Source organism: Cupriavidus sp. GW822-FHT03E04, assembly GCF_058801495.1.
In genome coordinates this window covers 15,713-41,368 of record NZ_JBXANI010000020.1, presented here as the reverse complement: position 1 = coordinate 41,368, position 25,656 = coordinate 15,713, and the positions used below count along the sequence as shown (strand labels likewise).

The 25,656-nt window shown below is 66.8% G+C and carries 24 protein-coding genes and 1 tRNA gene; 14 read left to right on the top strand and 11 right to left on the bottom strand.

The features are described from left to right. Positions 1-43: 43 nt before the first annotated feature. Positions 44-1,252: a JmjC domain-containing protein gene (locus AC1RQC_RS26930; RefSeq protein ID WP_492829419.1), complete on the bottom strand. Its 1,209-nt coding sequence runs from the start codon at positions 1,250-1,252 to the stop codon at positions 44-46. Between the two features lie 11 nt (positions 1,253-1,263). On the opposite strand from AC1RQC_RS26930, the gene AC1RQC_RS26925 reads away from it, so the two are divergent. Continuing rightward, positions 1,264-1,797: an FKBP-type peptidyl-prolyl cis-trans isomerase gene (locus AC1RQC_RS26925; protein WP_441633715.1), complete on the top strand. Its 534-nt coding sequence runs from the start codon at positions 1,264-1,266 to the stop codon at positions 1,795-1,797. A gap of 94 nt (positions 1,798-1,891) precedes the next feature. On the opposite strand, the gene AC1RQC_RS26920 is transcribed toward AC1RQC_RS26925, so the two are convergent. Then, the gene (locus AC1RQC_RS26920; RefSeq protein ID WP_492885136.1) at positions 1,892-2,950 is read right to left on the bottom strand and encodes a hypothetical protein; all 1,059 of its coding nucleotides are present in this window, start codon (positions 2,948-2,950) and stop codon (positions 1,892-1,894) included. Then, entirely contained in the window at positions 2,947-5,661 is a 2,715-nt protein-coding gene (gene mutS / locus AC1RQC_RS26915) for a DNA mismatch repair protein MutS (protein ID WP_492372659.1), read from the bottom strand. Before mutS ends, AC1RQC_RS26920 begins: the two co-directional genes overlap by 4 nt. 306 nt (positions 5,662-5,967) lie before the next feature. Between mutS and AC1RQC_RS26910 the strand changes: the two genes are divergently transcribed. After that, positions 5,968-6,393 (top strand): universal stress protein, encoded by a 426-nt coding sequence (locus tag AC1RQC_RS26910; RefSeq protein ID WP_492372658.1) that lies wholly within the window; start codon positions 5,968-5,970, stop codon positions 6,391-6,393. A 9-nt stretch (positions 6,394-6,402) separates the two neighbouring features. On the opposite strand, the gene AC1RQC_RS26905 is transcribed toward AC1RQC_RS26910, so the two are convergent. Continuing rightward, complete coding sequence (locus tag AC1RQC_RS26905; RefSeq protein ID WP_492885133.1) at positions 6,403-8,370, bottom strand: APC family permease; 1,968 nt, start codon at positions 8,368-8,370, stop codon at positions 6,403-6,405. Between AC1RQC_RS26905 and AC1RQC_RS26900 the strand changes: the two genes are divergently transcribed. Beyond that, a complete protein-coding gene (locus AC1RQC_RS26900) occupies positions 8,369-8,494 on the top strand; it encodes a hypothetical protein (protein ID WP_492372656.1) in 126 nt (41 codons plus the stop codon). The genes AC1RQC_RS26905 and AC1RQC_RS26900 overlap by 2 nt on opposite strands. A gap of 42 nt (positions 8,495-8,536) precedes the next feature. Here the strand turns inward: AC1RQC_RS26900 and pdxR are convergent, their stop codons facing one another. Next, the gene (pdxR, locus tag AC1RQC_RS26895; RefSeq protein WP_492372655.1) at positions 8,537-10,012 is read right to left on the bottom strand and encodes a MocR-like pyridoxine biosynthesis transcription factor PdxR; all 1,476 of its coding nucleotides are present in this window, start codon (positions 10,010-10,012) and stop codon (positions 8,537-8,539) included. A gap of 155 nt (positions 10,013-10,167) precedes the next feature. Here pdxR and AC1RQC_RS26890 point away from each other — a divergent pair, with 155 nt between their 5' ends. Next, entirely contained in the window at positions 10,168-10,884 is a 717-nt protein-coding gene (locus AC1RQC_RS26890) for a pyridoxamine 5'-phosphate oxidase family protein (RefSeq protein ID WP_492885131.1), read from the top strand. A gap of 14 nt (positions 10,885-10,898) precedes the next feature. Next, the gene (locus tag AC1RQC_RS26885; protein WP_492372653.1) at positions 10,899-11,066 is read left to right on the top strand and encodes a hypothetical protein; all 168 of its coding nucleotides are present in this window, start codon (positions 10,899-10,901) and stop codon (positions 11,064-11,066) included. A gap of 39 nt (positions 11,067-11,105) precedes the next feature. Here AC1RQC_RS26885 and AC1RQC_RS26880 read toward each other — a convergent pair whose 3' ends face one another. Next, the gene (locus AC1RQC_RS26880) at positions 11,106-11,927 is read right to left on the bottom strand and encodes an inositol monophosphatase family protein (RefSeq protein ID WP_150983880.1); all 822 of its coding nucleotides are present in this window, start codon (positions 11,925-11,927) and stop codon (positions 11,106-11,108) included. A 137-nt stretch (positions 11,928-12,064) separates the two neighbouring features. Between AC1RQC_RS26880 and AC1RQC_RS26875 the strand changes: the two genes are divergently transcribed. The 3 genes from AC1RQC_RS26875 (at position 12,065) to cysE (ending at position 14,602) form a co-directional block, all read left to right on the top strand. Next, positions 12,065-13,066, top strand: a complete 1,002-nt coding sequence (locus AC1RQC_RS26875) for an RNA methyltransferase (protein WP_492885129.1) — start codon at positions 12,065-12,067, stop codon at positions 13,064-13,066. Between the two features lie 4 nt (positions 13,067-13,070). After that, positions 13,071-13,646, top strand: coding sequence for a PrpF domain-containing protein (locus AC1RQC_RS26870; RefSeq protein ID WP_492885127.1), 576 nt, complete (start codon positions 13,071-13,073; stop codon positions 13,644-13,646). A 212-nt stretch (positions 13,647-13,858) separates the two neighbouring features. Then, the gene (cysE, locus tag AC1RQC_RS26865; protein ID WP_006163142.1) at positions 13,859-14,602 is read left to right on the top strand and encodes a serine O-acetyltransferase; all 744 of its coding nucleotides are present in this window, start codon (positions 13,859-13,861) and stop codon (positions 14,600-14,602) included. Between the two features lie 56 nt (positions 14,603-14,658). Here cysE and AC1RQC_RS26860 read toward each other — a convergent pair whose 3' ends face one another. From AC1RQC_RS26860 to AC1RQC_RS26845, 4 genes are all read right to left on the bottom strand, one after another. Then, a complete protein-coding gene (locus AC1RQC_RS26860) occupies positions 14,659-15,447 on the bottom strand; it encodes a UDP-2,3-diacylglucosamine diphosphatase (RefSeq protein ID WP_492885125.1) in 789 nt (262 codons plus the stop codon). An 83-nt stretch (positions 15,448-15,530) separates the two neighbouring features. Continuing rightward, positions 15,531-16,031, bottom strand: coding sequence for a peptidylprolyl isomerase (locus AC1RQC_RS26855; RefSeq protein WP_150983882.1), 501 nt, complete (start codon positions 16,029-16,031; stop codon positions 15,531-15,533). A 32-nt stretch (positions 16,032-16,063) separates the two neighbouring features. Beyond that, complete coding sequence (locus AC1RQC_RS26850) at positions 16,064-16,648, bottom strand: peptidylprolyl isomerase (protein ID WP_006163145.1); 585 nt, start codon at positions 16,646-16,648, stop codon at positions 16,064-16,066. Positions 16,649-16,718: 70 nt separating this feature from the next. Beyond that, a complete protein-coding gene (locus tag AC1RQC_RS26845; RefSeq protein ID WP_492885123.1) occupies positions 16,719-17,417 on the bottom strand; it encodes a tetratricopeptide repeat protein in 699 nt (232 codons plus the stop codon). Positions 17,418-17,672: 255 nt separating this feature from the next. On the opposite strand from AC1RQC_RS26845, the gene cysS reads away from it, so the two are divergent. From cysS to AC1RQC_RS26815, 6 genes are all read left to right on the top strand, one after another. Further along, entirely contained in the window at positions 17,673-19,061 is a 1,389-nt protein-coding gene (gene cysS, locus AC1RQC_RS26840) for a cysteine--tRNA ligase (protein ID WP_492885121.1), read from the top strand. Continuing rightward, complete coding sequence (locus AC1RQC_RS26835) at positions 19,046-19,993, top strand: DNA-3-methyladenine glycosylase family protein (RefSeq protein WP_492372646.1); 948 nt, start codon at positions 19,046-19,048, stop codon at positions 19,991-19,993. The genes cysS and AC1RQC_RS26835 overlap by 16 nt, the downstream gene beginning before the upstream one ends. A 114-nt stretch (positions 19,994-20,107) precedes the next feature. Beyond that, positions 20,108-21,079, top strand: a complete 972-nt coding sequence (locus AC1RQC_RS26830) for an acetyl-CoA carboxylase carboxyltransferase subunit alpha (RefSeq protein WP_253932783.1) — start codon at positions 20,108-20,110, stop codon at positions 21,077-21,079. Continuing rightward, positions 21,045-22,511, top strand: a complete 1,467-nt coding sequence (gene tilS, locus AC1RQC_RS26825; protein WP_492885119.1) for a tRNA lysidine(34) synthetase TilS — start codon at positions 21,045-21,047, stop codon at positions 22,509-22,511. Before AC1RQC_RS26830 ends, tilS begins: the two co-directional genes overlap by 35 nt. 141 nt (positions 22,512-22,652) lie before the next feature. Further along, on the top strand, positions 22,653-23,903 hold the full coding sequence (locus AC1RQC_RS26820) for an aspartate kinase (protein WP_174422792.1): 1,251 nt from the start codon (positions 22,653-22,655) through the stop codon (positions 23,901-23,903). Positions 23,904-24,053: 150 nt separating this feature from the next. Next, positions 24,054-24,147: transfer RNA gene (locus AC1RQC_RS26815), tRNA-Ser, on the top strand. 313 nt (positions 24,148-24,460) lie between these two features. On the opposite strand, the gene AC1RQC_RS26810 is transcribed toward AC1RQC_RS26815, so the two are convergent. Further along, entirely contained in the window at positions 24,461-25,624 is a 1,164-nt protein-coding gene (locus AC1RQC_RS26810; RefSeq protein ID WP_492829402.1) for an FAD binding domain-containing protein, read from the bottom strand. Positions 25,625-25,656 lie beyond the last annotated feature (32 nt).

The window sequence follows — 25,656 nt, the reverse complement described above, 5'->3', positions numbered from 1 at the left end:
TTGTGTAGCGCTGTCTTTTCCTGTTTTTGGTTGTTACGGATTATTACAGCGAAGCAGGTCCGAATTGCAGCCAGCCCTCCAGCGCCCAGTGATGGAAAGTCTCCATCAGATCCGGCAGGTCCGCGCAGGCAGCCACTTCCACGGCGCTCAGGCAGCGCCGGTCCGCCAGCAGGCGCAGCCAGCGCGCCAGCGCCGAGGGCGGCTCGTAAGCTTCGCCATTGATAAAGAAATGCGCGCGGTCATACAACGCGATGGATCCCGGCGCAAGCACGACGCCATGAGCCAGGGCGAGTTTGTTGTATTTCTTCAGCGTGATTTCGGATATTTCCGCAAACTCCACGCTTGGCTTGGGCTCGGAGAGATGCGCGCCCAGAAACTCCGAAACCATGCTACCCGACCAACGGAGGGCGCTCAGTTTCTCGGTCACCGCCCGCACCATCTGGGCAGGCAGCTGGGCTGGATGTGATGTTGCCGGCTCGCCGGCATCCGCGTAGCGCCCGCTCAAATCCTCGTTGTCCTCGACCGTTTCCGACAGCCAGGCCAGGAAGTGCCCCGCCAGTTCGCGGTAGGCCGGTGCGCGAAAGCCGATCGAGTACGTCATGCACTCGCCGTCGGCCACGCCGTCGTGGGCATACTGAGGTGGCAGGTACAGCATGTCGCCTGGCTCCAACACCCATTCTTCTTCGGCCGTGAAGTCCGACAGGATCTTGAGCGGCAGGTCCGGGACCAGGTCGAGCTTGGTCTGGGACGAGATGCGCCAGCGGCGCCGGCCCGATACTTGCAACAGAAAAACGTCGTAGGAATCGAAGTGCGGGCCCACGCCGCCGCCGTCGGTGGCGTAGCTGACCATCAGGTCGTCCAGGCGCGCATCCGGGACGAAACGGAATTGCCCCAGCAAGTCCGCGGCTGCACTATCGTGGAGGTTAACGCCCTGCACCAGCAGCGACCATTGACGGGCTTTCAGGGAGGGCAGGTTGTCGGCGGCGAAGGGGCCTTGTTCGAGCTTCCAGCGGTTGCGAAAGTGCGACACCAGGCGCGACTCGACGTCGTCGCGGTCGGCCAGTTGGAAAAGCGACTCGCGCGATACCGGCGGCACGATTCCCGGTACGGCTTGTCGAATCAGCAGGGGTTTGCGGTGCCAGATATCGCGCATGAAAGCAGCTGGCGTCATGCCACCCAGGAGGGTGAGCGGCGCGTCAGGATCGACGGGGCCGGGGGGCAAGGCCTGCGCGTATAATGCGGAATCGTTCATGGAGTCAAGAATTGAAAATCGCTAAGAACACGGTGGTATCCGTGGTGTACAAGCTGTCGGATGCGCAGGGCAATCTGATCGAGGAGTCGGATGAGCCGATGGTTTACTTGCACGGCGGATATGATGGCACGTTCCCCAAGATCGAGGAAGCGCTGGAAGGCCATGAAGCCGGCTTCGAAACCCAGTTGCAGCTCGAGCCCGAGGAAGCCTTCGGCGATTACGACGCCGATATGGTCAAGGTAGAGCCGCGCGACCGTTTCCCCGAGCCGCTGGAAGTCGGCATGCAATTCGAAGGCGTGCCCGAAGACGGCGACGACGAAGACTCGATCATCTACACCGTGACCGACGTGGCCGAAGACAAGGTGGTGCTGGATGGCAACCACCCGCTGGCCGGCATGGCGCTGCGTTTCTGGCTGCAGGTAGCGGAAGTCCGCGAAGCCACGGGCGACGAAGTGCAGCACGGCCACGCGCATGGCGCCTCGGGCATCGAAGTCGTGGACGAAGATGAGGACGACGAAGGCGACGGCAGCCGCACGCTGCACTGAGTGCGCCACGCGCGCGCGCCCTCGCGGAAGGTCCCACGAATAAAGCCGGCATCGCCGGCTTTTTCTTTGTGGTGCGGGGTTGGGCTGACGCTATTCATTCCGCCTCGGGGCCATCCTTGAGCGTGACCTCAAACAGCGACGGCGACCCCGGCGTGATCACCAGTTCGGTGTACTGGCCGGGCGCGCCGCCTGGCAACACCACGCGGGAGACGTTGCGCAGCGTCTTGCCGCTGGCATCTTTCAGTGGCGTATCGATGCCGAAGCCGCCCAGGCCGGTATGCACCAGCAGGACCTGGCCACGGTAGCGCCCGGCCAGCTCGCGCAACTGGCGCTTGAACTCCAGGAAGCCATCGCGCGCGCGCCGGCGCAGGAAGCCATCGAGCAGGGAGGGCTTGCCGCGCTGCTCCCAGCCGTTGCCGAACTGTGGGTCGGCATGCATGAGCAGCACGATGCCGGGCAGGTTCTGCTGCTGCGCCAGCGAAAACGCGCGCGCCAGCCATTGGCGGTTGGCCTCGCGGCGATCCTCGAACTCGCCGTTGCGCCCGCCTTCCGAGCGATAGTGATTGTTGTCGCCCGGCAGGTTCAACCCCACCAGCATGACGCGCCCAGCGTGCCAGCGCACGTTTTCCCGATAGCTGCGAAAGGTAGCCTGTTCGGACTGCCGCATCAGCGGCAGTACCCGCTGGCCCAGCGTGGTATCGGCCGGATAGAACAGCTCGCGCAGGCGGTTCAGCCGCTCCACCGCATCGAAGCGCCCGTTGGCGGCGCGAGCGCATTCCGCCCAGTCGGTTTCGCCAGGCAGGTAGACGAGCGGCAGCGGCGACTGGTCGAGCAACCGCTGGCGAGCGGAAAGCAGGGTGTCGCCGCAGGATTCGGTATCGCCCTTGATGCCGCCCAGATGGACGACAAACTCCAGCCGGCGCGCGGCCAGGAAATCGAGCAGGCGGGCGGTGCCCGCTTCGGCGGCCGGCCACTGCGGCTGGTCGGCGATCAGGGCCACGCGTATCGTTTCGGCAGCCGGAGCTGGAGCCGGAGCCGGAGCCGGAGCCCGGGCACGGTTCGCCGCCTGGCCCGGCAGCGCCAGCAACACGCCAAGCATGGCCAGTCCGGCCAGGAGCAGCCAGCGCTGGCGCACGATCCCGGTTGGCGTCATGCGGTGGCTACGGCATCCTTGGCGAGCGCGCGCAGCCGATAGAGCGCGTCGAGTGCATCGCGCGGCGTCAGGCTGTCCGGGTCGAGCTCGGCCACCGCGTCTAGCAAGGCGGCCTGCTGCACGGAAATCGCATTGACCGGCTGGCCATTGCCAAAGGTCCCGTCTTTGCCTTCGCCTTGTTCCAGGTAGTCGTCGTCATCGTCCGGGGGCGAGGGCGGCGCGGCGAACAGATCCAGCTGCGGCGTGGGCGTGGCATCCGCCGACTGTTGCTCCAGCCAGGCCAGGTGCTTGCGCGCGGCGCGGATCACCGGCTGCGGCACGCCCGCCAGCTGCGCCACCTGCAGGCCGTAACTCTGGCTGGCAGGCCCATCCTGTACGGCATGCAGGAAGACGATGCCATCGCCATGCTCGACCGCGGACAGGTGGACATTGGCCGCCTGCGTGAACTCCTGCGGCAGTTGCGTCAACTCGAAATAATGGGTGGCAAACAGTGTATGGCTGCGGTTATGCGCCAGCAGGTGGCGCGCGATCGCCCACGCCAGCGCGAGGCCGTCGAAGGTCGACGTGCCGCGGCCGATCTCGTCCATCAGCACCAGGCTGGCAGGCGTGGCGTTGTGCAGGATGCTGGCGGCCTCGGTCATTTCCACCATGAAGGTGGAGCGCCCACCCGCGAGGTCGTCGGCGGCGCCGATGCGGGTGAAGATGCGGTCGATCGGGCCGATCACCGCGCGCCGCGCCGGTACATAGGCGCCCACGCAAGCCAGCAGCACGATCAGCGCGGTCTGGCGCATGAAGGTCGATTTACCGCCCATGTTCGGGCCGGTGATCAGCAGCAGCTTGCGCGCTTCGGTCAACTGGCAATCATTGGCGATGAACGGCACGGATTCCGCTGCGAGCTGGCCCTCCACGACCGGATGACGGCCCTGGGTCAGGTCGATCACGTTCTCGGCTACGCGCTCGGGCTGGGTCCAGTCCAGCGTCTGCGCGCGCTCGGCCAGCGCCGCGAGGACGTCCAGGCGGGCCAGCGCGCCGGCCACCCGCTGCAACTCGCCGATATGCGGCAGCAATTGCTGGAGCAATGCGTCGTACAGCTGCTTCTCGCGTACCAGCGCGCGGTCTTGCGCGGACAGGGCCTTGTCCTCGAAGACCTTGAGCTCGGGCGTGATGTAGCGCTCGGCGTTCTTCAGCGTCTGGCGGCGGCGGTAGTCGTCGGGGACCTTGTCGGCCTGGCCGTTGGTCACCTCGATGTAGAAGCCATGCACGCGGTTGTATTCCACGCGCAGGTTGGCGATGCCGGTGCGAGTGCGCTCGCGGGCTTCCAGGTCGACCAGGAACTGGCCGCAGTTCTCCGAGATATCGCGCAGCTCATCGAGCGTGGCATCGTAGCCACGGGCGATCACGCCGCCATCGCGGACCACGGTGGCCGGCTCCGGCGCCACCGCGCTGGCCAGCAGGGCATGGCATTCCCAGGGCACCGCCAGTTCCGTCAACGTCTGGTTGAGCAACGGCGCGGCATCGTCAGCGCGCAGGCAGGCCTGCACGTCGGGCAGGGCGGTCAGCGTGTCGCGCAGGGAGGACAGGTCGCGCGGGCGCGCATTCATCAGGGCCAGGCGCGCGGTAATGCGCTCCACGTCGGACAGCCGGCGCAGCGCCGCGCGCAGCGCATCGGTGCCCTGGCCGATCAGCGCGCCGATGGCCTGCTGGCGCGCCTGCGGGATGGCGCTGTCGCGCAGCGGATGGTGCAGCCAGTGGCGCAGCAGGCGGCTGCCCATGGCGGTGGCGCAGGTGTCCAGCAGCGAGAACAGCGTCGGTGACTCGCCGCCGCGCAGGGTCTCGGTCAGTTCCAGGTTGCGCCGCGTGGCGGTGTCCAGCCCAACGAATTCGGATTCGCGCTCGACCGTCACGCCCTTCACATGGCGCAGCGACTGCCCCTGGGTGGAAGCCGCGTAGTTCAGCAGCGCGCCGGCGGCGCCGAGCGCCGCGCCCAGCCCGGCACAGCCAAACGGATCGAGGCTGGCCACGCCGAGCTGCTCGCGCAGGCGGCGGGTGCCGGCTTCCTGGTCGAAATGCCACTCCGGCAGCCGGGTGCGCGCGCACTCCAGCGCAGGCAGCTCGATGCCATCGGCATACAGCAGCTCCGCCGGGCGGATCCGTTCCAGTTCGCGGCCGAGCTGCGCCACCTCGCACTCCATCAGGCGCAGCTCGCCGCTAGCCAGGTTGAGCCAGGCCAGCCCGGTCTTGCTCACGCCGCGGCGCGTGGTTTGCTGGTGCACCGCCATCAGGTAGGTATCGACCTTGTCGGGCAGCAGTGCCGCGTCGGTCAGCGTGCCCGGCGTGACGATGCGCACCACCTTACGTTCCACCGGCCCCTTGCTGGTGGCCGGGTCGCCGATCTGCTCGCAGATTGCCACCGATTCACCCAGCTTGACCAGCCGCGCGAGGTATTGGTCCACCGAATGGAAGGGGATCCCGGCCATGCGGATCGGCACGCCGTTGGAGCTGCCGCGCGACGTCAGGGTGATGTCGAGCAGGCGCGAGGCCTTCTCGGCATCGTCGTGGAAGAGCTCGTAGAAGTCGCCCATCCGGTAGAACAGCAAGGTGTCCGGATGGTCGGCTTTCAGGCCGAGGTACTGCGCCATCATGGGCGTGTGCTTTTCCGCGCTGCCGGCCTTGGGCTCGGTCTTGGCGGACTGTCGGGGTTCTACGGACATGCAATCCTCTCGGGCGGCTTTGGCGAAGCCGCCTGTTTTCGGGTACTCCGGCGGCCCGGAGGCCTGGCGCGGATAAAACCCGCATTTTACTGCGAGCCGGCCCCCGAAGGGGGCGAGAAGAGGGCGGAAGGGTGCAGGAAGGGTGGCAGGAACCGAGCCGGCCGGGCGTTTACAAAAAAAATACGCGGCCATCCGTCTCTTTACAGCATCTTTGCGGGATCCGAACTTATATGGAATCGAGATGACCAGCGCGATACGCGCCGGTAGCGAAACGATCGAGGATCGAGACAACGCAAGGGGTTCGACATGCTGAGAGTTCTGGTACCCGTCAACGGCTCCGTGCACGCGCTGGATGCGGTGCGTCATGCCGCCTTCATGTTCCGGGACCGCTGTGTGTCCGAGGTGGTTCTGCTCAATGTCCAGCCGCCGCTGGAATTTGGCCGCGCCTCGGCCTTTCATTCGCTGGACTCGTTGCGCAAGCTGGAGGAGGCCAGCGGCGAGGCTGCGCTGCGCGATGCACGCAGCATCCTGGACGACGCCGGGGCCAGCTATGTCGCGCAGATCAAGGTGGGCGATGTGGCGCAGACCATCGCGCAGGCCGCAGCGGCGAACGACTGCGATGCCATCGTGATGGGCACGGCCGGGCGCACGGCTGTTGGCGCGCTGCTGGCGGGCAGGCTGACCAACAAGCTGATACGCATGTCGCGCGTGCCAGTGACGCTGGTCAAATAGGCCGCGCCATCACGCTACTTTCATTGGCAGCAGCACCATCTGCTTGCCTTGCAGGTGTAGCCGCTCCTGCAACTCACCGGGTGTCTGGTTATGCAGCCAAGCTGTCAGGAAACTGACGTGCTGGAAGATCAGCTTGCTGGCAAAGCAGACGCTGTTCGGGTACTCGGCCGTCACCGCATCGACCAGCTTCATGAACTCAAGCACCGGGTTCGTGCCGAATGCCGCGCGCGAATCGGCCGCCAGGCCGTGGCGCTGGCAATTGGCGACGTAATAACGCAGTGACTCACCAATCGTCTGTTGAAGGCGATGCAGCGTTTCCTGGCCCTCGTAGCTTTGCGCATCGACCTCTCCCACGGCCAGGAAGAGCATGTTCTTGAAGTGTCCGGGAAATAATCGCTCGACCCAGAGCAGCGCATGCATGCTGGCGCCGCGGTGCTTGCCCACCAGGACGATCGCCGTGGGCAGGCTGCGGTCGAGGGGCCGCACGCGGCTCGCATCGACCAGGGGCGGGCTGCCGGCGAAGAGAGCATCCGCCCGGGCCAGCTCGGCGCGGGTTGTCGTGTAATGCCGCTTGATGAAGACGCACAGCGCAACCACCAGGCCCGTTACCAGCACGGTTAGCCAGCCGCCAGCGGTGAATTTCTCCACCAGCGTGATCATCAGGACCGTGGCGGTGACCGACAAGCCCAGCAGGGACAGGCCGAAGCGCACGATCCAGCGCGGCTCGCCGCGATGGCGCCACCAGTAGATGCACAGGCCAAGCAAGGAGAGGCTGAAGGTCAGGAAGACATTGATGCTGTACAGCACCACCAGTACCGCGACCTGGCCGTGCGTCCACAACAGGATCAGCAAGCTGGCCAGGCCCATGACGATGACGCCGTTCTGCCGCACCAGCCGGGCGGAGAGATCGCGGAAATGCCGCGGCACCCAGTAGTCCGCCGCCATGTTCGACAGCACCGCCGGGCCGTCCAGGAAGCCGGTCTGCGCGCCCACCAGCAGCAGCCCGGCCTCGGAGGCCAGCAGCGCCGCGAGCAGCGCATGGCGGGACCATGCCGAGCCGAAGCCTAGATGGTCGATGATGCGGTCGAAGACCACGGCGTTCAGCGTCTTGCCTTCCACCGGCGCCGCGTTCCACAGCATGTACAGCAGGATGATGCCGCCCGCCGTGAAGGCCAGCGACGTCGCCATGTAGAACATCGTCCACTTGCCGTTCGGCACCCGCGGCTCGGCCAGCATGTTCACGTTGTTCGAGACCGCCTCCAGCCCGGTGTAGGTACCGCCACCCAGCGAGAACGCGCGCATCAGCAGCGCCGCCACCACGATCGGACCCATCGCTTGCGACATGCCGGAGGCCTCGCCGATGGCGTTGGGCACGACCGCGCCGAGATGGTCGCCGTGCGCGGCAACGCCATAGACGATCAGCCCGAGATGCAGTACCACGAAGGCCAGGAAGATGGGCATCAGCACCAGGATCGATTCCTTCATGCCGCGGAAATTGAGCCCGGTCATCATGATCACGATTACCAGTTCGGTGGCCAGCTTGAAGGCTTGGGCCTCTACCGGCAGCAGGCTGAAGAACGCGTCGACGCCACTGGCCAGCGACGTCGCGACGGTCAGCACGTAATCGACCAGCAACGCCGCGCCCGACACCAGTCCGGGACGCGGTCCCAGCAAGGCCGTGGCCACGCGGTAGCCGCCGCCGCCGGTGGGGAACAGCTCGATGACCTGGTTGTAGCCGATCGCGATGATGAATACCGTGCTGGCGGTGGCCAGGGCAAGGAAGAGCGCCAGCGGCGTATGGGTGCCAAGCGCCAGGAAAGCCTCTTCGGGTCCATAGCACGAAGAGGAAAGTCCGTCGGCGCCTAATCCCACCCAGGCTAGCACCGGCACCACGGCGATCGCGTGGCGGGTTTCCGGGGCGAGCGGGTCGAGCGGTTTGCCGGCCAGGTGCCTCCACCACTTCGACAGTGCCGTCATGTTCGCCACCCTGGACGCGATTGCGGCGCAGCGCACGAAAGCGCGGCGCCGGAAATTGCAGCCGGCGGCGCCGCTGCCCGCGCGCCAGCACCGGGAGCTTGGCACTCCCATGGAAGTAATGTAGGCGGCGAGTGGGCAGATTCGCAAGAACGGGCTCAACGCCGTGCTACGACACCGGCTCTCGCGGCAGCGCGTCAATTACCTGTGCCAGCCGCGCGATCAGCCCGTCGAAGGCGCCGGCCGGCACGCCGGCGTAGCCGAACACGAAGCCGTTGTACTGCGCCAGCGGCGTGCCGGCCAAGCGGTAGGTGCTCAGCGGCTGCACGATCAGTCCCTGCGCGCGCGCCGCGCGGGTGACCACGGTGTCGGCAAGCGGCAGTTCCAGGCGCGCGGACAGGTGCATGCCGCCGGCGCTGGCCGATACCGTCACGCTACCGCGCAGGTGGCGCGCCAGCGCCGCCTCCAGGGCGTCGCGGCGCTGCCCGTAGCGCTGGCGCATGCGGCGAAGGTGGCGGGCGAACTGGCCGCTGTCGATAAATTCCGCCAGCGCGATCTGCTCGGCCACGTGGCCGCGCCGGGAGATTTCGCCAAGCGTGCCGGCAATGGTCGCGGCCAGGTAGCGCGGCACCACCATGAAGCCCAGGCGCAGCGCCGGGAACATGGTCTTGCTGAACGTGCCCAGGTAGATCACCGGCGCATCCTCGCTCAGCCCCTGCACGGCCGAGAGCGGCACGCCGCCGCGGCGGAACTCGCTGTCGTAGTCGTCCTCGACAACCCAGGCACCGGCGGCGCGGGCATCTTCGATGAGCTTGAGGCGCCGTTCCAGGCTGAGAATGGAGCCTAGTGGATATTGATGGGATGGCGTGATGTAGATCAGCCGGGGCGGGGCGTCGCGCCACTGCTCCGGGCGGGGCGCCAGGCCGTCCGCGTCCACCGCCACGGGCTCGAGCACGAGGCCGGCCGACTGGAAGGCGGCCCGCGCGCCGCCGTAGCCGGGATTCTCGATCCAGGCCGTGTCGCCGGCATCGGCCAGGATGCGCGCGCACAGGTCCAGACTGGTCTGCGTGCCGTCGGTGATGAAGACCTGGTCCATGTCGCAGCGCACCCCGCGCGAGACCTTCAGGTACTCGGCGATGGCGTGGCGCAGCGCGGGCTGCCCCTCGACCTTGCCGTAGCCAAGATGGCGCGGGCCGAGCTGGCGCCAGGCGCGTTCGATGCAGCGCCGCCACGCGGCCAGCGGAAAGCCATCCAGGTCGGGCACGCCGGGCACGAACGGCAACAGGTCGTGCATACCGTCGGCATCGCGCTGCAGCCCGCGCACGCGGCGCGACAACTCGGCGACGCGCTTGACCGCCTCCGTGCTGTGGCCGGCCTGCGCCAGGCCCACGCGCGCCACCGTGGTGCCGTGCCGCGTCGGCACCACGAAGCCTTCCGCCGCCAGGCTCTCGTAGGCGTAGATCACCGAGTTGCGTGCCATGCCGAGCTCCGCTGCCAGCGTGCGCGTGGCGATCAGCTGGCTGCCCTGGGCGATTCGCCCGTCGAGGATGGCGCCGCGCAAGCACTCGTACAAGAGCCGCTGCTGGGTGAGCTTGCGGCCATCGAGCTGGCGCGTGAAGGTCGAGACCAGCAGGCCGTAGTCCATGTCGTCGCTTCCGTGGTTTCTGTGGTTTCCGTGGTTCTAAAAACCGTGCATTGGATGGGTCTAGTCATGGTGCCACGAAATCCCTATCTTGGCGGCATCGCCGTAACGCAACGAGATTGCCGCCGGCACCCACAACCCCAGGACAAGGAGCCACCATGAGCCAGAAACCCATGCCGCCGAGCGAACGTACCCGCGTGCGGCGCGTCGCCGATCGCGGCCACTATGATCGCGCGACACTGCATGCGATCCTCGACGATGCCTACCTGTGCCACCTGGCCTTCACCGACGATCACGGCACCCACTGCATTCCCACCGCGTGCTGGCGTGAGGGCGAGCACCTCTACATCCATGGCTCCAATGGCAGCCGCATGCTGAAGCTGGCCGCGGCAGGCAGCCAGGTCTGCGTAACCGTGACGCACCTCGACGGCCTGGTGATGGCGCGCTCCGCATTTCATCATTCGATGAACTACCGCTCGGCGGTGATCTACGGCAGTTTTGAAGTGGTGGCTGGCGCAGCGAAGGCGGCGGCGATGGATGCCTTCCTGGAGCGCATTGCGGTGGGGCGTTCGGGCGAAGCAAGGCCAGGAGATGCCAATGAGCTGGCGGCGACCACGGTGTTGCGCATCGGGCTGGAGGAAGCCGCCACCAAGATCCGCAGCGGCGGGCCCAAGGATGACGAGGCCGATATGGCGCTGCCGGTATGGGCGGGCGTGCTGCCGCTGCGCCTCCAGGGGCAGCGGCCGGTGCCGGATGGCATGCAGCCCAGCGTGCCGGACTATGTGCGAAGCTGGGGGCAGGGTGTTTGTACCGAGGCGATGGCAGGGGCGGTCGGCGAGACGATGCCGGGCAGGGCGGTCGCGGTGGATGCTTGAGGCGGCAGCGCGCCATGGCCATCCCAGCAGCGCTTTCACGTCGTGACGCCATCGCGCTGCTGGCCCTGGTGCCGGGTGAACCGCCTGTGCGGCCGCTGCCGGGCGCGATGGCGATGATCGTGGGCGGCGTGGCGCTCGGCATATGGCATCCTGCCGGGGCGCCGCCGCGTCCGTCACGCTGAGCGCGGCCAGGCGGCCGCGCTGCGTCGTTGCCGGGGTCCTTAGCGGGCCGGCTTGGCGTTGTCCACCGAGAACGGCGACAGCAGGCGCACCATCTGCGCAAACGCCTTGGGGTTGCCGGCCAGCACTTCGCCTTGTTCGAGCTGGCGCGCTTCGCCGGCGTAGTTGCCCACCAGGCCACCGGCCTCGGTCACCAGCAGCATGCCGGCGGCCATGTCCCACGGGTGCAGGCCTTGCTCGAAGAAACCATCGGTGCGGCCGCAGGCCACGTAGGCCAGATCGAGCGCCGCGGCACCCGGGCGGCGCAGGCCGGCGCAGCTTTGCGTCATCAGCGCGAACAGTTCCATGTACTGGTCCAGGCCTTCCATGTCGCGGTAGGGGAAGCCGGTGCCGATCAGGCAGTCGGCCAGCTTGTCGCGGCGCGACACGCGGATGCGGCGGTTGTTCAGGAACGCGCCGGCGCCCTTGCTGGCTGTGAAGAGTTCGTCACGCGACGGGTCGTAGACGACGGCTTGTGCCGGCACGCCCTTGTGCAGCTGGGCGATCGAGACCGCGTACTGGGGAAAGCCGTGGATGAAGTTGGTGGTGCCGTCGAGCGGGTCGATGACCCAGACGTATTCGCTGGTGGGTTCTTCGCCCTCGGCCCAGGACTGGCCGGACTCTTCCGCTAGAATGGCGTGATCCGGATAGGCCGTGCGGATGATCTCGACGATCGCGGCCTCGGCGGCGCGGTCGACTTCGGTGACGAAATCGTTGTGCTGCTTGCGCGATACCTGAACCCGGTCGATGTCCATCGACGCGCGGTTGATGACGGAACCTGCCTTGCGGGCTGCCTTGACGGCAATATTTAGCATCGGATGCATGAATCTCTCCAGGCCGGCCAAAGGTGCGCGGCCTGGCGCAAAAGGCCGGCGCGCTGCCCTTTGGGGCGGCTGACAACACAACGGATTGTAGAAGAACGGGCGCGTCGCTACCGCATAAAACGGGCGGCGCACCGAAGATGAAGCCTGAATTGTATATGAACCCGCAGAACCAGACGAGCGCCGACGCCAACGGCGCCCCCGCCGCAGCCCCCGCCACCCAGGCCGGCCAGGACCTTGATCCGCCATCTGGCGCGCCTTGCCAGGCAGTTTCCACTATCGCTCCGGAGGCTGCAGCCGATGCGGCCCTGATGGCCCCCGCCGCGTTTGCCGCAGTGCGTTTCGTGCTGGTCGAGACCAGCCATCCCGGCAATGTCGGCGCCGTCGCGCGGGCCATGAAGACCATGGGCTTCGGCACCGTGCCGGGCAGCCTGGTGCTGGTTTCGCCACGTGAGCCGGCGGTGCGCGAGCATCCGGATGCCATCGCCATGGCCAGCGGTGCCGACGACGTACTGGCAGGCGCGGTGATCGTCGACAACATCGAGGCCGCGCTGGCCGGTACCGCCTACGCAGTGGCGCTCACCGCGCGCCAGCGCGAGTTCGGGCCGCCTCGTTTGCTGCCGCGCGACGCGGTGGCGCAGGCCGGCGCCCGCATTGCCGCCCTGCAAGCCACCCTGCAAGGCGCGCAAGCCGCCGGCGCCCACATTGCCTTCGTGTTCGGCAATGAGCGCTTCGGCCTGCCCAACGAGGTGGTCGACCGCTGCTCGGCAGTCACCCACATTCCCGCCAATCCCGCCTACACCTCGCTCAATCTTGCCCAGGCCGTGCAACTGGTGGCCTACGAGATGCGCCTGGCACTGCTGGAGGTGAGGGCGACGCCGCTCGCCGAGATCGGCTATGCTGGCGAACCGGCCACGGCCGAGCAGATCGAGGCCATGTTCGGCCACCTGCAGTCTGGGCTGGAAGCCATCGGCTTCCTTGATCCGGCCAGCCCGAAGAAGCTGATGCCACGCTTGCGCCGGCTGCTTGCGCGCAGCGGGCTGGAGCGCGAGGAGGTCAATATCCTGCGGGGCATTGCCAAGCACATGCTGGCAGCCACGCAAGGCCAAGGCGCACGGGCGCCAACCAAACAGGAGAAGTGAGCAGGTGGAGATTCCGGCCTACTACATGCGTGGCGGCACCAGCAAAGGGGTCTTCTTCCTGGCTGACGACTTGCCCACCGATCCGGGCGACCGCGATGCCGTGCTGCTGCGCGTGATCGGCTCGCCCGATCCGCATGGCCGGCAGAGCGATGGCATGGGTGGCGTCACCGCCAGCGCCAGCCATGTCGTGCTGGTGCGCCCCTCGCAGCGTCCCGATTGCGATGTGGACTGCCTGTTCGGCGCGGTGGCCATCGGCGAGCCGCGGATCGACTGGGCCGGCAATGGCGGCGAGCTGCTGGCGGCGGCAGCGCCGTTCGCGATCTGGCGCGGTTTCGTGCCGGCGCGCGATAGCATCACCACGGTGCGCATCTGGCTGCTGAACGTGAGCCAGGCCGTCGTTGCCCGCGTGCCTTGCCGCAATGGCCATCCGCTCGAGGATGGCGATTTTGCCGAGGACGGCTTGCCGTTCGCGGCGGCCAGGATCGTGCTTGACTACCTCGCGCCGGCCAGTGGGTCGTTGCCCCCCACCAGCGCGCGCCGCCTGATGACCGGCCTGGTGCACGTGCCCGAGCGATGTTGATGGCAGGCGCTGCCCGTCCCGCCGATCCGGCATGTCCAACATGTTCCGCGGGGCGGCCGGCGTCATTGCAGCCAATGTCCATGGCGGCAGCAGGGCAGCAAATCTCTTACACTCCCTGATCCCGTTTTCACCGGCCAATGACCATGCCGGCGATCGCGCCAGCCCTGGCCCAGGGCGCGCGGCGCACGGCGTGGCAACACGACACGACCAAGATGTTCACTCGCCTGAAGGAAGATATCGACGCCATCATGCGGCGCGACCCCGCCGCACGCAGCCGTCTGGAGGTACTGACCTGCTATCCCGGCTTTCACGCCGTGGTGTTCCATCGCTTCGCGCACGCCTGCTGGAATGCGGGGTTTCACTGGCTGGGCCGCTGGATCTCGCACTGGGCTCGCTTTTTCACCGGTATCGAGATCCACCCTGGCGCCAAGGTGGGGCGGCGCGTGTTCATTGACCACGGCATGGGCGTGGTGGTGGGCGAGACCGCCGAGATCGGCGACGACTGCACCATCTACCAGGGCGTGACCCTGGGCGGGACCTCGCTCTACAAGGGGGTGAAGCGCCACCCCACGCTAGGTGCGAACGTGGTGGTGAGCGCCGGGGCCAAGGTGCTCGGCGGCTACACCATCGGCGACGGCGCGCGCATCGGCTCCAACGCCGTGGTGCTCAAGCCGGTGCCGCCGGGCGCCACCGCGGTCGGCATCCCGGCGCGCATCATCCTGCCGGACGCACCCAGCGGGCAGCAGGGCGCCAAGCAGGAGTTCTCGGCCTATGGCATCACGCCGAACGCGGACGACCCGGTCTCGCTTGCGCTCAAGAGCCTGATCGACAACGCGGCGCAGCAGCACGAGCGGCTGGAGACCGTGATGGCCGCGCTGGATCGGCTCGGCGAGCATCTCGAGAACACGCCGAACGACCGCTTCGATGCGAGCGAGCTGCGCAAGCTGATGAAGTAGTTTGATGCAGAAGGTCGATGAAGCGTAGAGGGGGGTTCGGCGTCAGCTTATTTGCGTCAGCTTACTTGCGGCAGCACGTTGAATCCGCCCGCGTCGAGTTGCAGCACGGCGGCGCGCGGCCGCTTGCCGTCGAGGTCCCAGTCGGTCAGCACCCAGCGCACGCCTTCCGGGCTTTCGTGCCGGGCGGGGCGGTGCGTATGGCCGTGCACCAGGGCCGGCGCCTGGCTGGCGCGCAATAGCGCGGCCACGGCTTGCGGCGTGGTGTCGCCATAGTCTGGCGGTGCGTCGCGGCGGGCCTGCGTGCGACCCGCTTCGCTATCGGCGCGCAGGCGGCGCGCCACGCGCAGCCGCAGCGCCAACGGCAGCGACAGGAATACCCGCTGCACCCAGCGCTTGCGGGTCCAGTGGCGAAACCGCATATAGCGCTCATCGTCGGTGCACAACATGTCACCGTGGCTGAGCACCACGCGCTGGCCGGCGCAGTCGATCACGGTGGGGTCGGGCAGCAAGGTGGCCCCCGCGGCGCCCGCAAAGCGTTGGCCCAGCAGGAAGTCGCGGTTGCCGTGCATCAGGTAGACCTGGACGCCGCGTCCGGCAAGCTGGCGCAGCCTGGCGGCCACCTGCGCCGCGAAGGGGCTGTCGGTTTCTTCGTCGCCAACCCAGAATTCGAAAAAATCACCCAGGATGAACAGGGCGCGCGCCTCTTGCGCCGCGCGTTCGAGCACGTGCTCGAAGGCGGCCAGCGTGCGCGGCATGCCGGGGGTGAGATGCAGGTCGGAAATGAACCACGCCGGCGCTGGCACCGCGAGGGCGCCGGCGGCCGGCGTGGATGGGGTCACAGTCATGCGGTTGGAAAGAGATGCTGGCCTGACTTCATGGTGCGACCCCGCGGGGCTCGGTGGAACGTGTCCCGGTGATGGCCAGTGGCTTATTCGACCACTACGGCCTTTTCGATGACCACGTCCTCGAGCGGCACGTCCTGGTGGAAGCCAGCGCTGCCGGTACGCACGCCCTTGATCTTCTCGACCACGTCGGTGCCGTCGGTCACCTTGCCGAACACGGCGTAGCCGAAGCCTTGCGGGGTCGGCGAGGTGAAGTTCAGGAAGTCATTGTCGACCGCGTTGATGAAGAACTGCGCGGTGGCCGAGTGCGGTGCGTTGGTACGCGCCATGGCAACCGTGTAGCGATCGTTCTTCAGGCCGTTGCCGGCTTCGTTCTCGATCGGGGCATCGGTGCCCTTTTGCTTCATGCCGGGTTCGAAGCCGCCGCCCTGGATCATGAAATTCTTGATCACGCGGTGAAAAATGGTGTTGTCGTAGTGACCCTTGCGCACATACGACAGGAAGTTCTCAACCGACTTCGGTGCCTTTTCGGCGTCGAGTTCGATGGTGATGACACCCTGGTTGGTGTGGAGCTCTACCTTGGACATTTGCGTTCCTTTGTTCGGTGTTTGTTCGGCGGTTATTTGACGACAGTAGCCGACTCGATCACGATCGGCGTGGCCGGCACATTACGCATCGGGCCATACGAGGTGGTGGGCGCGTTCTTCATCTTGTCGACGGTATCCATGCCTTCCACCACCTTGCCGAACACGGCATAGCCGTTACCGTCCGGCGACGGATAGTCGAGACTGGAATTATCCACCACATTGATGAAGAACTGGGCGGTGGCGGAGTTCGGATCGCTGGTGCGCGCCATGGCCACCGTGCCGGCCTTGTTCTTCAGCCCGTTCTGGGCTTCCAGCGGGATCGCCGCGCGCGTGGGCTTTTGCTTCATGTCGCGGTCGAAGCCGCCGCCTTGCACCATGAAGCCATTGATCACGCGGTGGAAGATGGTACCGCTATAGAAGCCGCTCTTCACGTACTCCATGAAGTTCGCGACAGTCTTGGGCGCGGCGTCCGGATAGACCTCGAGCGTGAACTTGCCGGCGCTGGTGACGAACTGCACCCGTTCGGTTTTCGTCTGCTGTGCCTGTGCGGCCAGCGGCGAGAGCGCCATCGCGGCGGCGGCGATGCCGGCAAGGACTAGGCGACGCGAAAAGATCATGCTTGACTCCGTGGATCGGGGAAACGATAGGGCCGGGCAGGGTAGCGGTCCGGCCCGTTGGGCAAGGTAATTAAGGCTTGGGCGCCGTGGCTGGCTCGCTGGCGGCCGTGCCTGGCTTTCGGGTGCCGTCGGCCGGCGGCTGGATGGCCGCGACAGGCTGCAGTTGCTTCAGGCCGGCAGCGGCGCCCGCATCCTTGGGATTGCGCCGCAGCGCGTTGCGGTAGGCATTCTCGGCCAGGCGGCGGTAGACGTCGCCAAGGTTGGCATAGCCCACGGCGAAATCAGGTTTGACATCGATCGCGATCAGCAATTCCGCTTCGGCGCGCTTCAAGTCCCCGCGCTTGGCGTACAGCAGCGCCAGGTTGTTGTGCGGCTCGGGCAACTCAGGGAAGTCCTGGGCCATGGATTGCAACGCCGCGATGGCCTCGTCCTCGCGCCCGGCCTGGGCCAGGGCCCATGCCCGCTCGAAGCGGGCCTGGGCATTGCGCGGGTTGGTGGCCAGCACGCGGTCGAAGCGGTCGATGGCCTCGCCATATTTCTTCTGCGCTGCCGCCTTCTCGGCGTCCGCCATGCCAGGGTCGGCCGAGCGCACGCCGCCTGGCGTCGTGGCCGGCACCGCGAGCGATAGCGGACCGTTCTGCGCTCGCGCAGGCCCCGCTATGGCAAGCAGGCCTGCCAGGATCGCCGCCAGGGCGAATGAGGCGGCCGCAATGCGTTGGCGCGCGGGCTGGGATGACGCGGTTGCTATGGTGGGCAGGAACAGGCTCATGTATGGGCGGTCCGTTATACTCCGCGGCATTCTAGCAAAGCGCGGCCATGCCGGCCCGGGTATCGGCGCGCCGGCCTGCGCTGGCCCGGCCCGAGCCGGCTTGTCCGTGGTGCGGTGCAAGGCGGGCGACGACCTGCCGCGCTCGGGCGCTTCCGGTAAGATATGGGTCGCGCCAGGCTTTGCGTTGGCGCCAAGTTGCCGGTCTCGCGAATGGCGCGACAATGGCGCCAATCCCTCATCCATTCACCTCGTTTCATGCATCCTCTGAATATCTACAACACGCTCGCGCGTGAAAAGCAGCCTTTCGTGCCAATCGAACCCGGCCGTGTACGCATGTATGTCTGCGGCATGACGGTGTACGACTATTGCCACGTCGGCCATGCGCGCGTGATGGTGGTATTCGACATGGTGCAGCGCTGGCTGCGCACCGCCGGCTACGACGTGACGTATGTACAGAACATCACCGACATCGATGACAAGATCATTCGCCGCGCCGCGGAGAATGGCGAGACCATCGGCGCGCTGACTGACCGCTTCATCCGCTACATGCACGAAGACGCCGACGCACTCGGCATCCAGCGCCCGGACCATGAGCCGCGCGCCACCGACTACGTGCCGCAGATGCTCGACATCATCAGCAAGCTCGAAGCCCGCGGCCTGGCCTACCACGCCAGCGATGGCGACGTGAACTACGCCGTGCGCAAGTTTCCCAACTACGGCCGCCTGTCGGGCAAGTCGCTGGAGGACCTGCGCGCCGGCGAGCGCGTGGCCACCAACGAAGCCAAGCACGATCCGCTCGACTTCGTCCTGTGGAAGTCTGCCAAGGAAAGCGAGCCCGCCGAAAGCAAGTGGGATTCCAGGTGGGGCTCGGGCCGCCCGGGCTGGCATATCGAGTGCTCGGCGATGAGCTGCGCCTTGCTGGGCGAGCATTTCGACATCCACGGCGGCGGCGCCGACCTGCAGTTCCCGCACCACGAGAACGAGATCGCACAGTCCGAGGGCGCCAGCGGCAAGACGTTCGTCAACCTGTGGATGCACAACGGCTTCGTGCGCATCAATGACGAGAAGATGTCGAAGTCGCTCGGCAACTTCTTCACCATCCGCGACGTGCTGAAAGAGTATGACGCCGAGGTGGTGCGCTTCTTCATCCTGCGCGCGCACTACCGCAGCCCGCTGCACTACAGCAACGTCCACCTGGAAGACGCCCGTCACTCGCTGACGCGCCTGTACACGGCGCTCAAGGACGTGCAGCCCGATGTCCTGCCGCTGGACTGGGAAGAGGCGCATGCGCGGCGCTTTGTCGATGCAATGGGCGATGACTTCAATACGCCGATCGCCATGGCCGTGCTGTTCGACCTGGCGGGCGAAGTCAATCGCACCGGCTCCGGGGCGATGGCGCGCCAGCTCAAGGGCCTGGCCGCCACGCTGGGCCTGCTCGGGCGCGACGCCCATGCGTTCCTGCAAGGCGGCAAGCCGGCCGATGGCCTGGAGCCGGAGCAGATCGAGGGGCTGATCGCGGCGCGCAAGCAGGCCAAGGCCGAGCGCAATTTTGCCGAAGCCGACCGCATCCGTGCCGAGCTGCTGGCGGGCGGCGTGGTTCTCGAGGACAAGCCCGGCGGTGCTACCGAGTGGAGGCGCGCTTGAACGCTGCCGTGCGCAAGACGGCGACGCCCGCGGCGCCGTCCAAGACTGCTGCGACCACCAAGGCCAAGCCCGCGGCCAAGCCGCCGGCGCCCGCGAAGCTGCCTGCAAAGCCGCCAAAGCCGCAGAAGGCAAGCCCGGCGGCGAACGTCGCCAAGCCTGTGAAAGCGGCTATCAAGGCTGCCGGCAAGTCATCTGGCCCGGTGCTCAAGGCGGACGGCAAGCCCGCCCTCAAGATCGGCGCGCGCGCGGCCAAGGCGCCCGTGCTGCCGGAAGCCGAGGCGCTGCCCCTGCCGGTCGAAACGGTGGTGGATGCCGTGCGTCCGGCTTATTGGGACGAGGCCTGCGCCGACCTGATGAAGCGCGACCGCATCCTGCGCAAGATGATCCCCACCTACGGCCCCGCGCACCTGATCTCGCGCGGCGACCCGTTCATCACGCTGGCTCGCTCCGTGGTGGGCCAGCAGATCTCGGTGAAGGCCGCGCAGACAGTGTGGGAGCGGCTGGTGGCGGTTTGTCCCAAGCTCACGCCGGCGCAGATGCTCAAGGCGGGGCACGACAACCTGGCCGCCTGCGGCCTGTCGCGCCGCAAGGCGGAATACATCGTCGACCTTGCCGAGCATTTCAAGGCAGGGCGCGTGCATGTGAATAGCTGGACCGAGATGGATGACGAAGCCGTCATCGCGGAGCTGACGCAGATCCGCGGCATTGGCCGCTGGACCGCCGAAATGTTCCTGATGTTCAACCTGATGCGGCCCAATGTGCTGCCGCTCGATGACGTCGGCCTGATCAACGCCATCTCGGCAAATTATTTCAGTGGAGAGCCCGTCACGCGCAGCGAGGCGCGCGAGGTGGCGGCCAACTGGGAGCCCTGGCGCACCGTCGCCACCTGGTACATGTGGCGCAGTCTTGATCCCCTGCCTGTGACGTATTAGGCTGGAAGGCAGCAAAATTTGCATGGAAGTGCGCGAGACTGCATCCGCAGACTTGCGGTTTAGTGGGCGAATTCCGGTAGAATGCGCTCCTTCACAGACAGGTACGCGAGTCTCATGAAAACCACCTTCCTAGATTTTGAGCAGCCGATTGCCGAACTCGAGGCAAAGATCGAAGAACTGCGATTTGTGCAGGACGATTCGGCTGTCGATATCTCCGAAGAGATTTCGCGGCTGGCCGGCAAGAGCCAGCAGCTTACCAAGGACATCTACGCCAACCTGACCCCATGGCAGGTGGCACAGATCGCCCGGCATCCGCAACGTCCGTACACGCTGGACTATGTGCGGGAGATCTTCACCGACTTCCACGAACTGCACGGCGACCGCAGCTTTGCCGACGATCTGTCGATCGTGGGCGGCCTGGCCCGCTTCAACGGGCAGGCGTGCATGGTGATCGGTCACCAGAAGGGACGCGACACCAAAGAGCGCGCGATGCGCAACTTTGGCATGCCCAAGCCCGAGGGCTACCGCAAGGCCAAGCGCCTGATGGAGTTGGCCGACAAGTTCGGCCTGCCGATCTTCACCTTCGTTGACACGCCGGGTGCATTCCCCGGCATCGACGCGGAAGAGCGCGGCCAGTCTGAAGCCATCGGTCACAATCTCTACGTGATGGCCGGCCTCAAGGTGCCGCTGATCGCCACCATCATCGGCGAAGGCGGCTCCGGCGGCGCGCTGGCGATTGCCGTGGGTGATGTGGTGCAGATGCTGCAATTTGCCACCTACGCCGTGATCTCGCCGGAAGGCTGCGCTTCCATCCTGTGGAAGACCGCCGAGAAGGCGCCGGAAGCTGCCGAAGCCCTCGGCCTGACCGCGCACCGCCTCAAGGCGCTCAGCCTGATCGACAAGATCGTCAGCGAGCCGCTGGGCGGCGCGCACCGCGACGTCAAGGGCATGGCCGCCATGCTCAAGCGTTCGCTGGCGGATTCGCTGCGCCAGTTCCAGGGCATGAGCGTGAAGGAGCTGCAAGCGCGTCGCAACGAGCGTCTGCTGGCCTATGGCAAGTTCAAGGAAACCGGCGCACCGGGCTGACCCGTCCGCCGGCTTGACCGACAAGGTCGCACAGGCGCTTCAGGCCGGTGCGGCCTTTGTTGTTTCTGGCGACGGCGCACGGGCAGGCACGGTAGCGGTGGCACTCTCCGGCGGACGCGATTCGGTCGCGCTGCTGCACGCGCTGCGTGCAGCGGTGGTGGCGTCGTCGCTGCCGCTGCGCGTGGTGGCGCTGCATGTGCATCATGGCCTGCAGGCCGAGGCGGACCAGTGGGACGTGTTCTGCGCGACGCTGTGCGCCGACTGGCAACTGCCGTTCTACAGCCAGCGTGTCTCGGTCAGCCAGGGGCAGGGCGAAGGGCTGGAGGCGGCGGCGCGCCGCGCGCGCTACGCTGCGCTCGAAGCCATGTGTGACGAGGCCGGGGCGGAGTTGCTGCTGTTTGCCCATCACCTGGACGACCAGGTCGAGACGGTGCTGCTGCGCCTGTTCCGTGGCGCCGGGCTGGCCGGGCTTGGCGGCATGCCGCGCCTGCGCCGGCTCGGGGCAAGGCAGCAGATCGTCTTGCTGCGCCCGTGGCTCGAGGTCGGCCGCGACGACATCGATGCGTACTGCGCCGTGAATGCGCTCCCCTGGATCGACGACCCTTCCAATGACGATTCCCGATTCGCCCGCAACGCGCTGAGGCAGCATATGCCCGCGCTGGCCGCGGCGTTTCCCGCGTTGCGCGCCAGTGTGGCGCAAGCCGCCGCACACCTGGCGCAGGCCAGCGAATTGCTCGACGCGCTGGCTACGCAATGGATGGCGGGGCTGGTGCGCACGCCGCGCGATGCCAGCACGCTGGCTGAACTCGATCTTGCCGGGCTGCGCGCGCTGCCGCCGGCCGAGGCCGACGCTGTGCTGCGGTTGTGGCTGCGCGAGCTTGGTACGCAGGCCCCGTCCACCGCGCGGCTGTCCGCCATGCGCGCGCAACTGATCGAGCATGAAGGCGGCGAGCCTGCCATCCAGCACGAGACCCTGATGTTGCATCGCTTCAGGGGCCGTGTGCTGGCCCGCCGCGCGGGGCCAGCCATCGAGTCTGAAGACCTGGCGCTGCACTGGCAGGGCGAGGCAGGCCTGGCCGTGCCTGCGTGGCAGGGTGAGCTGCGCTTTACGCGCGACGATACCTTCGGCCTGCCGGAAGCAGCGCTGCGCCGGCCCCTGCGCCTCGCCGCGCGCCAAGGCGGCGAGCGCATCGTGCTGCGTCCGGGCGGGCCCGCGCGCGCGCTCAAGCAGGCTTACCAGGAGGCTGGCGTGCCGATGGCGCGGCGCGCGCGGCTGCCGCTGTTGTGGTCGGGCGATCAGCTCGTGTTCGCGGCTGGCCTGGGCATGCACCGGCGCTGGCCGGATGCACCGGCCGCGCCGCGCTGGCGTGTCGAATGGGTCGAGTGGGTCGAGCCGGTTGCATCGCCCGGACAGGGCGCAGCCATCGGATAAGCCTCGGCAGGCTGCTTTCCGCCCGCAATATTCCTCGCGCGCCACTTGCCGTGGCCGTCGTCCGAGCCGCCCACACCTTGCCTTGGGGCTCCCCTTCGTGTATTTTCAAGGGTTTGCACAATCGCTGGTGTCGACAAACAGATGGCTCTCATCGTTCACAAATACGGTGGCACTTCGATGGGTTCTCCGGAACGCATCAAGAATGTCGCCAAGCGCGTTGCCAAATGGCATCGTGCAGGTCACCGCGTAGTCGTGGTGCCTTCGGCCATGTCAGGCGAGACCAATCGCTTGCTTGGCCTCGCCAAGGAAATTTCGGCGCAGCCGAGCCCGCGCGAGCTGGATATGCTGGCCGCCACCGGCGAGCAAGCCAGTTCCGCGTTGCTCGCGATTGCGCTGCAAAGCGAGGGCGTCGACGCGATCAGCTACACCGGCTGGCAAGTGCCGGTGAAGACCGACTCGTCCCATACCAAGGCCCGCATCGAGTCCATCGATGACGAGCGCATCCTGGCCGATCTCGACGCCGGGCGCGTGGTGGTGGTCACGGGCTTCCAGGGCATCGACGACAACGGCAACATCACCACGCTTGGCCGCGGTGGTTCCGATACCTCGGCCGTGGCGATCGCCGCCGCCATCGAGGCTGAGGAATGCCTGATCTACACCGACGTGGACGGGGTCTACACCACCGATCCGCGCGTGGTCGAAGACGCTCGCCGCCTGGACCAGATCACCTTCGAGGAAATGCTGGAAATGGCCAGCCTGGGCTCCAAGGTGCTGCAGATCCGTTCGGTGGAATTCGCCGGCAAGTACCGCGTGAAGACCCGCGTGCTGTCGTCGCTCACCGACCCCCTGATGCCCCTCGAGCAAGAAATGCACTCGGGCACGCTGATCACTTTTGAGGAAAATTCTGAAATGGAAGCAGCCGTCATCTCCGGCATCGCCTTTGCCCGTGACGAGGCGAAGATCACCGTCCTGGGCGTGCCCGACAAGCCCGGCATCGCATACCAGATCCTGGGCCCGGTAGCCGACGCCAACATCGACGTCGACATGATCATCCAGAACCAGTCCGTCGACGGCAAGACCGACTTCACCTTCACCGTGCCGCGCGGCGAATACCAGCGCGCGCTTGCCATCCTCAACGATGGCGTGAAGGCACATATCGGCGCCGCCAGCGTATCGGGCGACCCGAAGGTGTCGAAGGTCTCGGTAGTCGGCGTGGGCATGCGCTCGCACGTCGGCATCGCCAGCAAGATGTTCCGCACGCTGTCCGAAGAAGGCATCAACATCCAGATGATCTCCACCTCGGAAATCAAGATCTCGGTGCTGATCGACGAGAAGTACATGGAGCTCGCCGTGCGCGCGCTGCATAAGGTGTTCGAGCTGGATCAGGCGTGATCCATGCAAGGCAGGCCGCGCGCGGCCTGCGCTTCTAACGGGCTGTGCAAGTTTTTTCAATTAGTCATCGAATCACCGTTGACCAATTGAAATCTGACCGATAGAATACGCGCTTCGTTGTGTGGCCTCCCTCACACAACGGCAGATTTGGGAGACGTGGCCGAGAGGTCGAAGGCACTCCCCTGCTAAGGGAGCATCCGGGCCAAAACCTGGATCGAGGGTTCGAATCCCTCCGTCTCCGCCACTACATCGTATTGGCGGCGGAACCCCGGAAGATTGCGGTCTTCCGGGGTTTTGTTTTTTGTGCTCCCCGTTTCACTGCTCCCCCTTTCACTGCTGCTCCCGCGTGTGTACCTGACACAGACTGACCGGGAGCGAGCATGTACCTCACCCTCCGAGACGGCATCTACTACCTGCGCAAGCGCGCGCCGATGGACCGCATGGCGTCGATGGCAAGCGAGAGATCTTGCGCAGCCTTAGCGTCAAGGAGCGGGCCATCTACCGTGCATGAATCGATCGCACTGGTCCCGGCACGCTGAGCCGCGCTGCCGTGCCGGTCAGTCAGGCTGCATCACGCCCATGATGCGCCGGCCGAGCGAGATGCCCCACTGGGCCAGGCGTTTGTCCTCGGCCCACTGGCTTCGATCCCACACCACGAGTGCGTCGTCGATACGCTCCCCGCCGGCCTGCAGTGCGCGCGCCAGGGCCACGGCATTGGCTGCCGCCTTGCCCGCGCCCGCGCCGGTATGTGGGCGCGCCACGAAGGCGGCATCGCCTAGCAGCACCGCGCGGCCAAAGCGCATGCGCGGTGCTGCGTAATCCTGGATCAGCTGCAGGAAGGGATCGGGGGTCGATGCGACCAGTGCCGCGAACACGGGCGCGAGGCTGTCCGCCGCAGCAAGCCGCAGCGCCTGGGCATCGGCATCCTTGACCGCGCCCGGGGGCAGCGAATGCGTGTGCTGGTGGCCATGGCGGTCCAGCAGCACGGCCGCTAGCGGTTCTCCCGCGGGCAGCGCGCGGTACCAGACCCAGTTCAGGCGCCGTTCGTTGCGCCGGGCCGATCCGTCCTCGCCGGGGATGAGGTAGGTCAGCATCTGGTGTCCCGGCTCGTCCTGGAAGGCGAAGGCATCGACCAGCAGCGACCTGGCCTGCTCGCCCAGCGCTGCCTCGGGCAGCACGCCGCGCCAGGCGACATAGCCGGCATAGGCGGGCGCATCGCCGGGCAGCAGTTGCTGCCGCACCGTGGACAGCGGTCCGTCGGCGCCGACCAGCAGATCCGCGTGCTCGGTGCGGCCCGAGGCAAAGCGGGCCGTCACACGATCGGCCTCGCGGTCCAGCGTGACCAGTTCCTCGCCCGCATGGATCATGCGCGGATCAAGCGCGCCTTTCATCAGCGCATAGAGTCCGTTCCAGGCGATTTGCGTCTGCGGCATGTCGATGCGGCGAACCACACCCTCGCGGTCCAGGAAGATGCGGTCCTTCGACGGCACGCCGAACTCTGGCGGGTGCGCGACTCCGGCGAAGGCCAGCGCGTCGAGCACGCCGGGCTGCAGCACGAGCCCGCCGCCGCGGCTGTCGAGCTGCTGCGGCGAGCGCTCGAAGACATCGACATCCCAGCCGATGGCGCGCAGGCAGATGGCGGTAAAGAGCCCGCCGAGCGAGCCGCCGATCACGATGGCGCGGTGAGGTCTGGACGTGGGCATGGTGGGCATGATGGTCATGGCGTTGAGGTTCAGGGGCCGGGCGCCGGTCA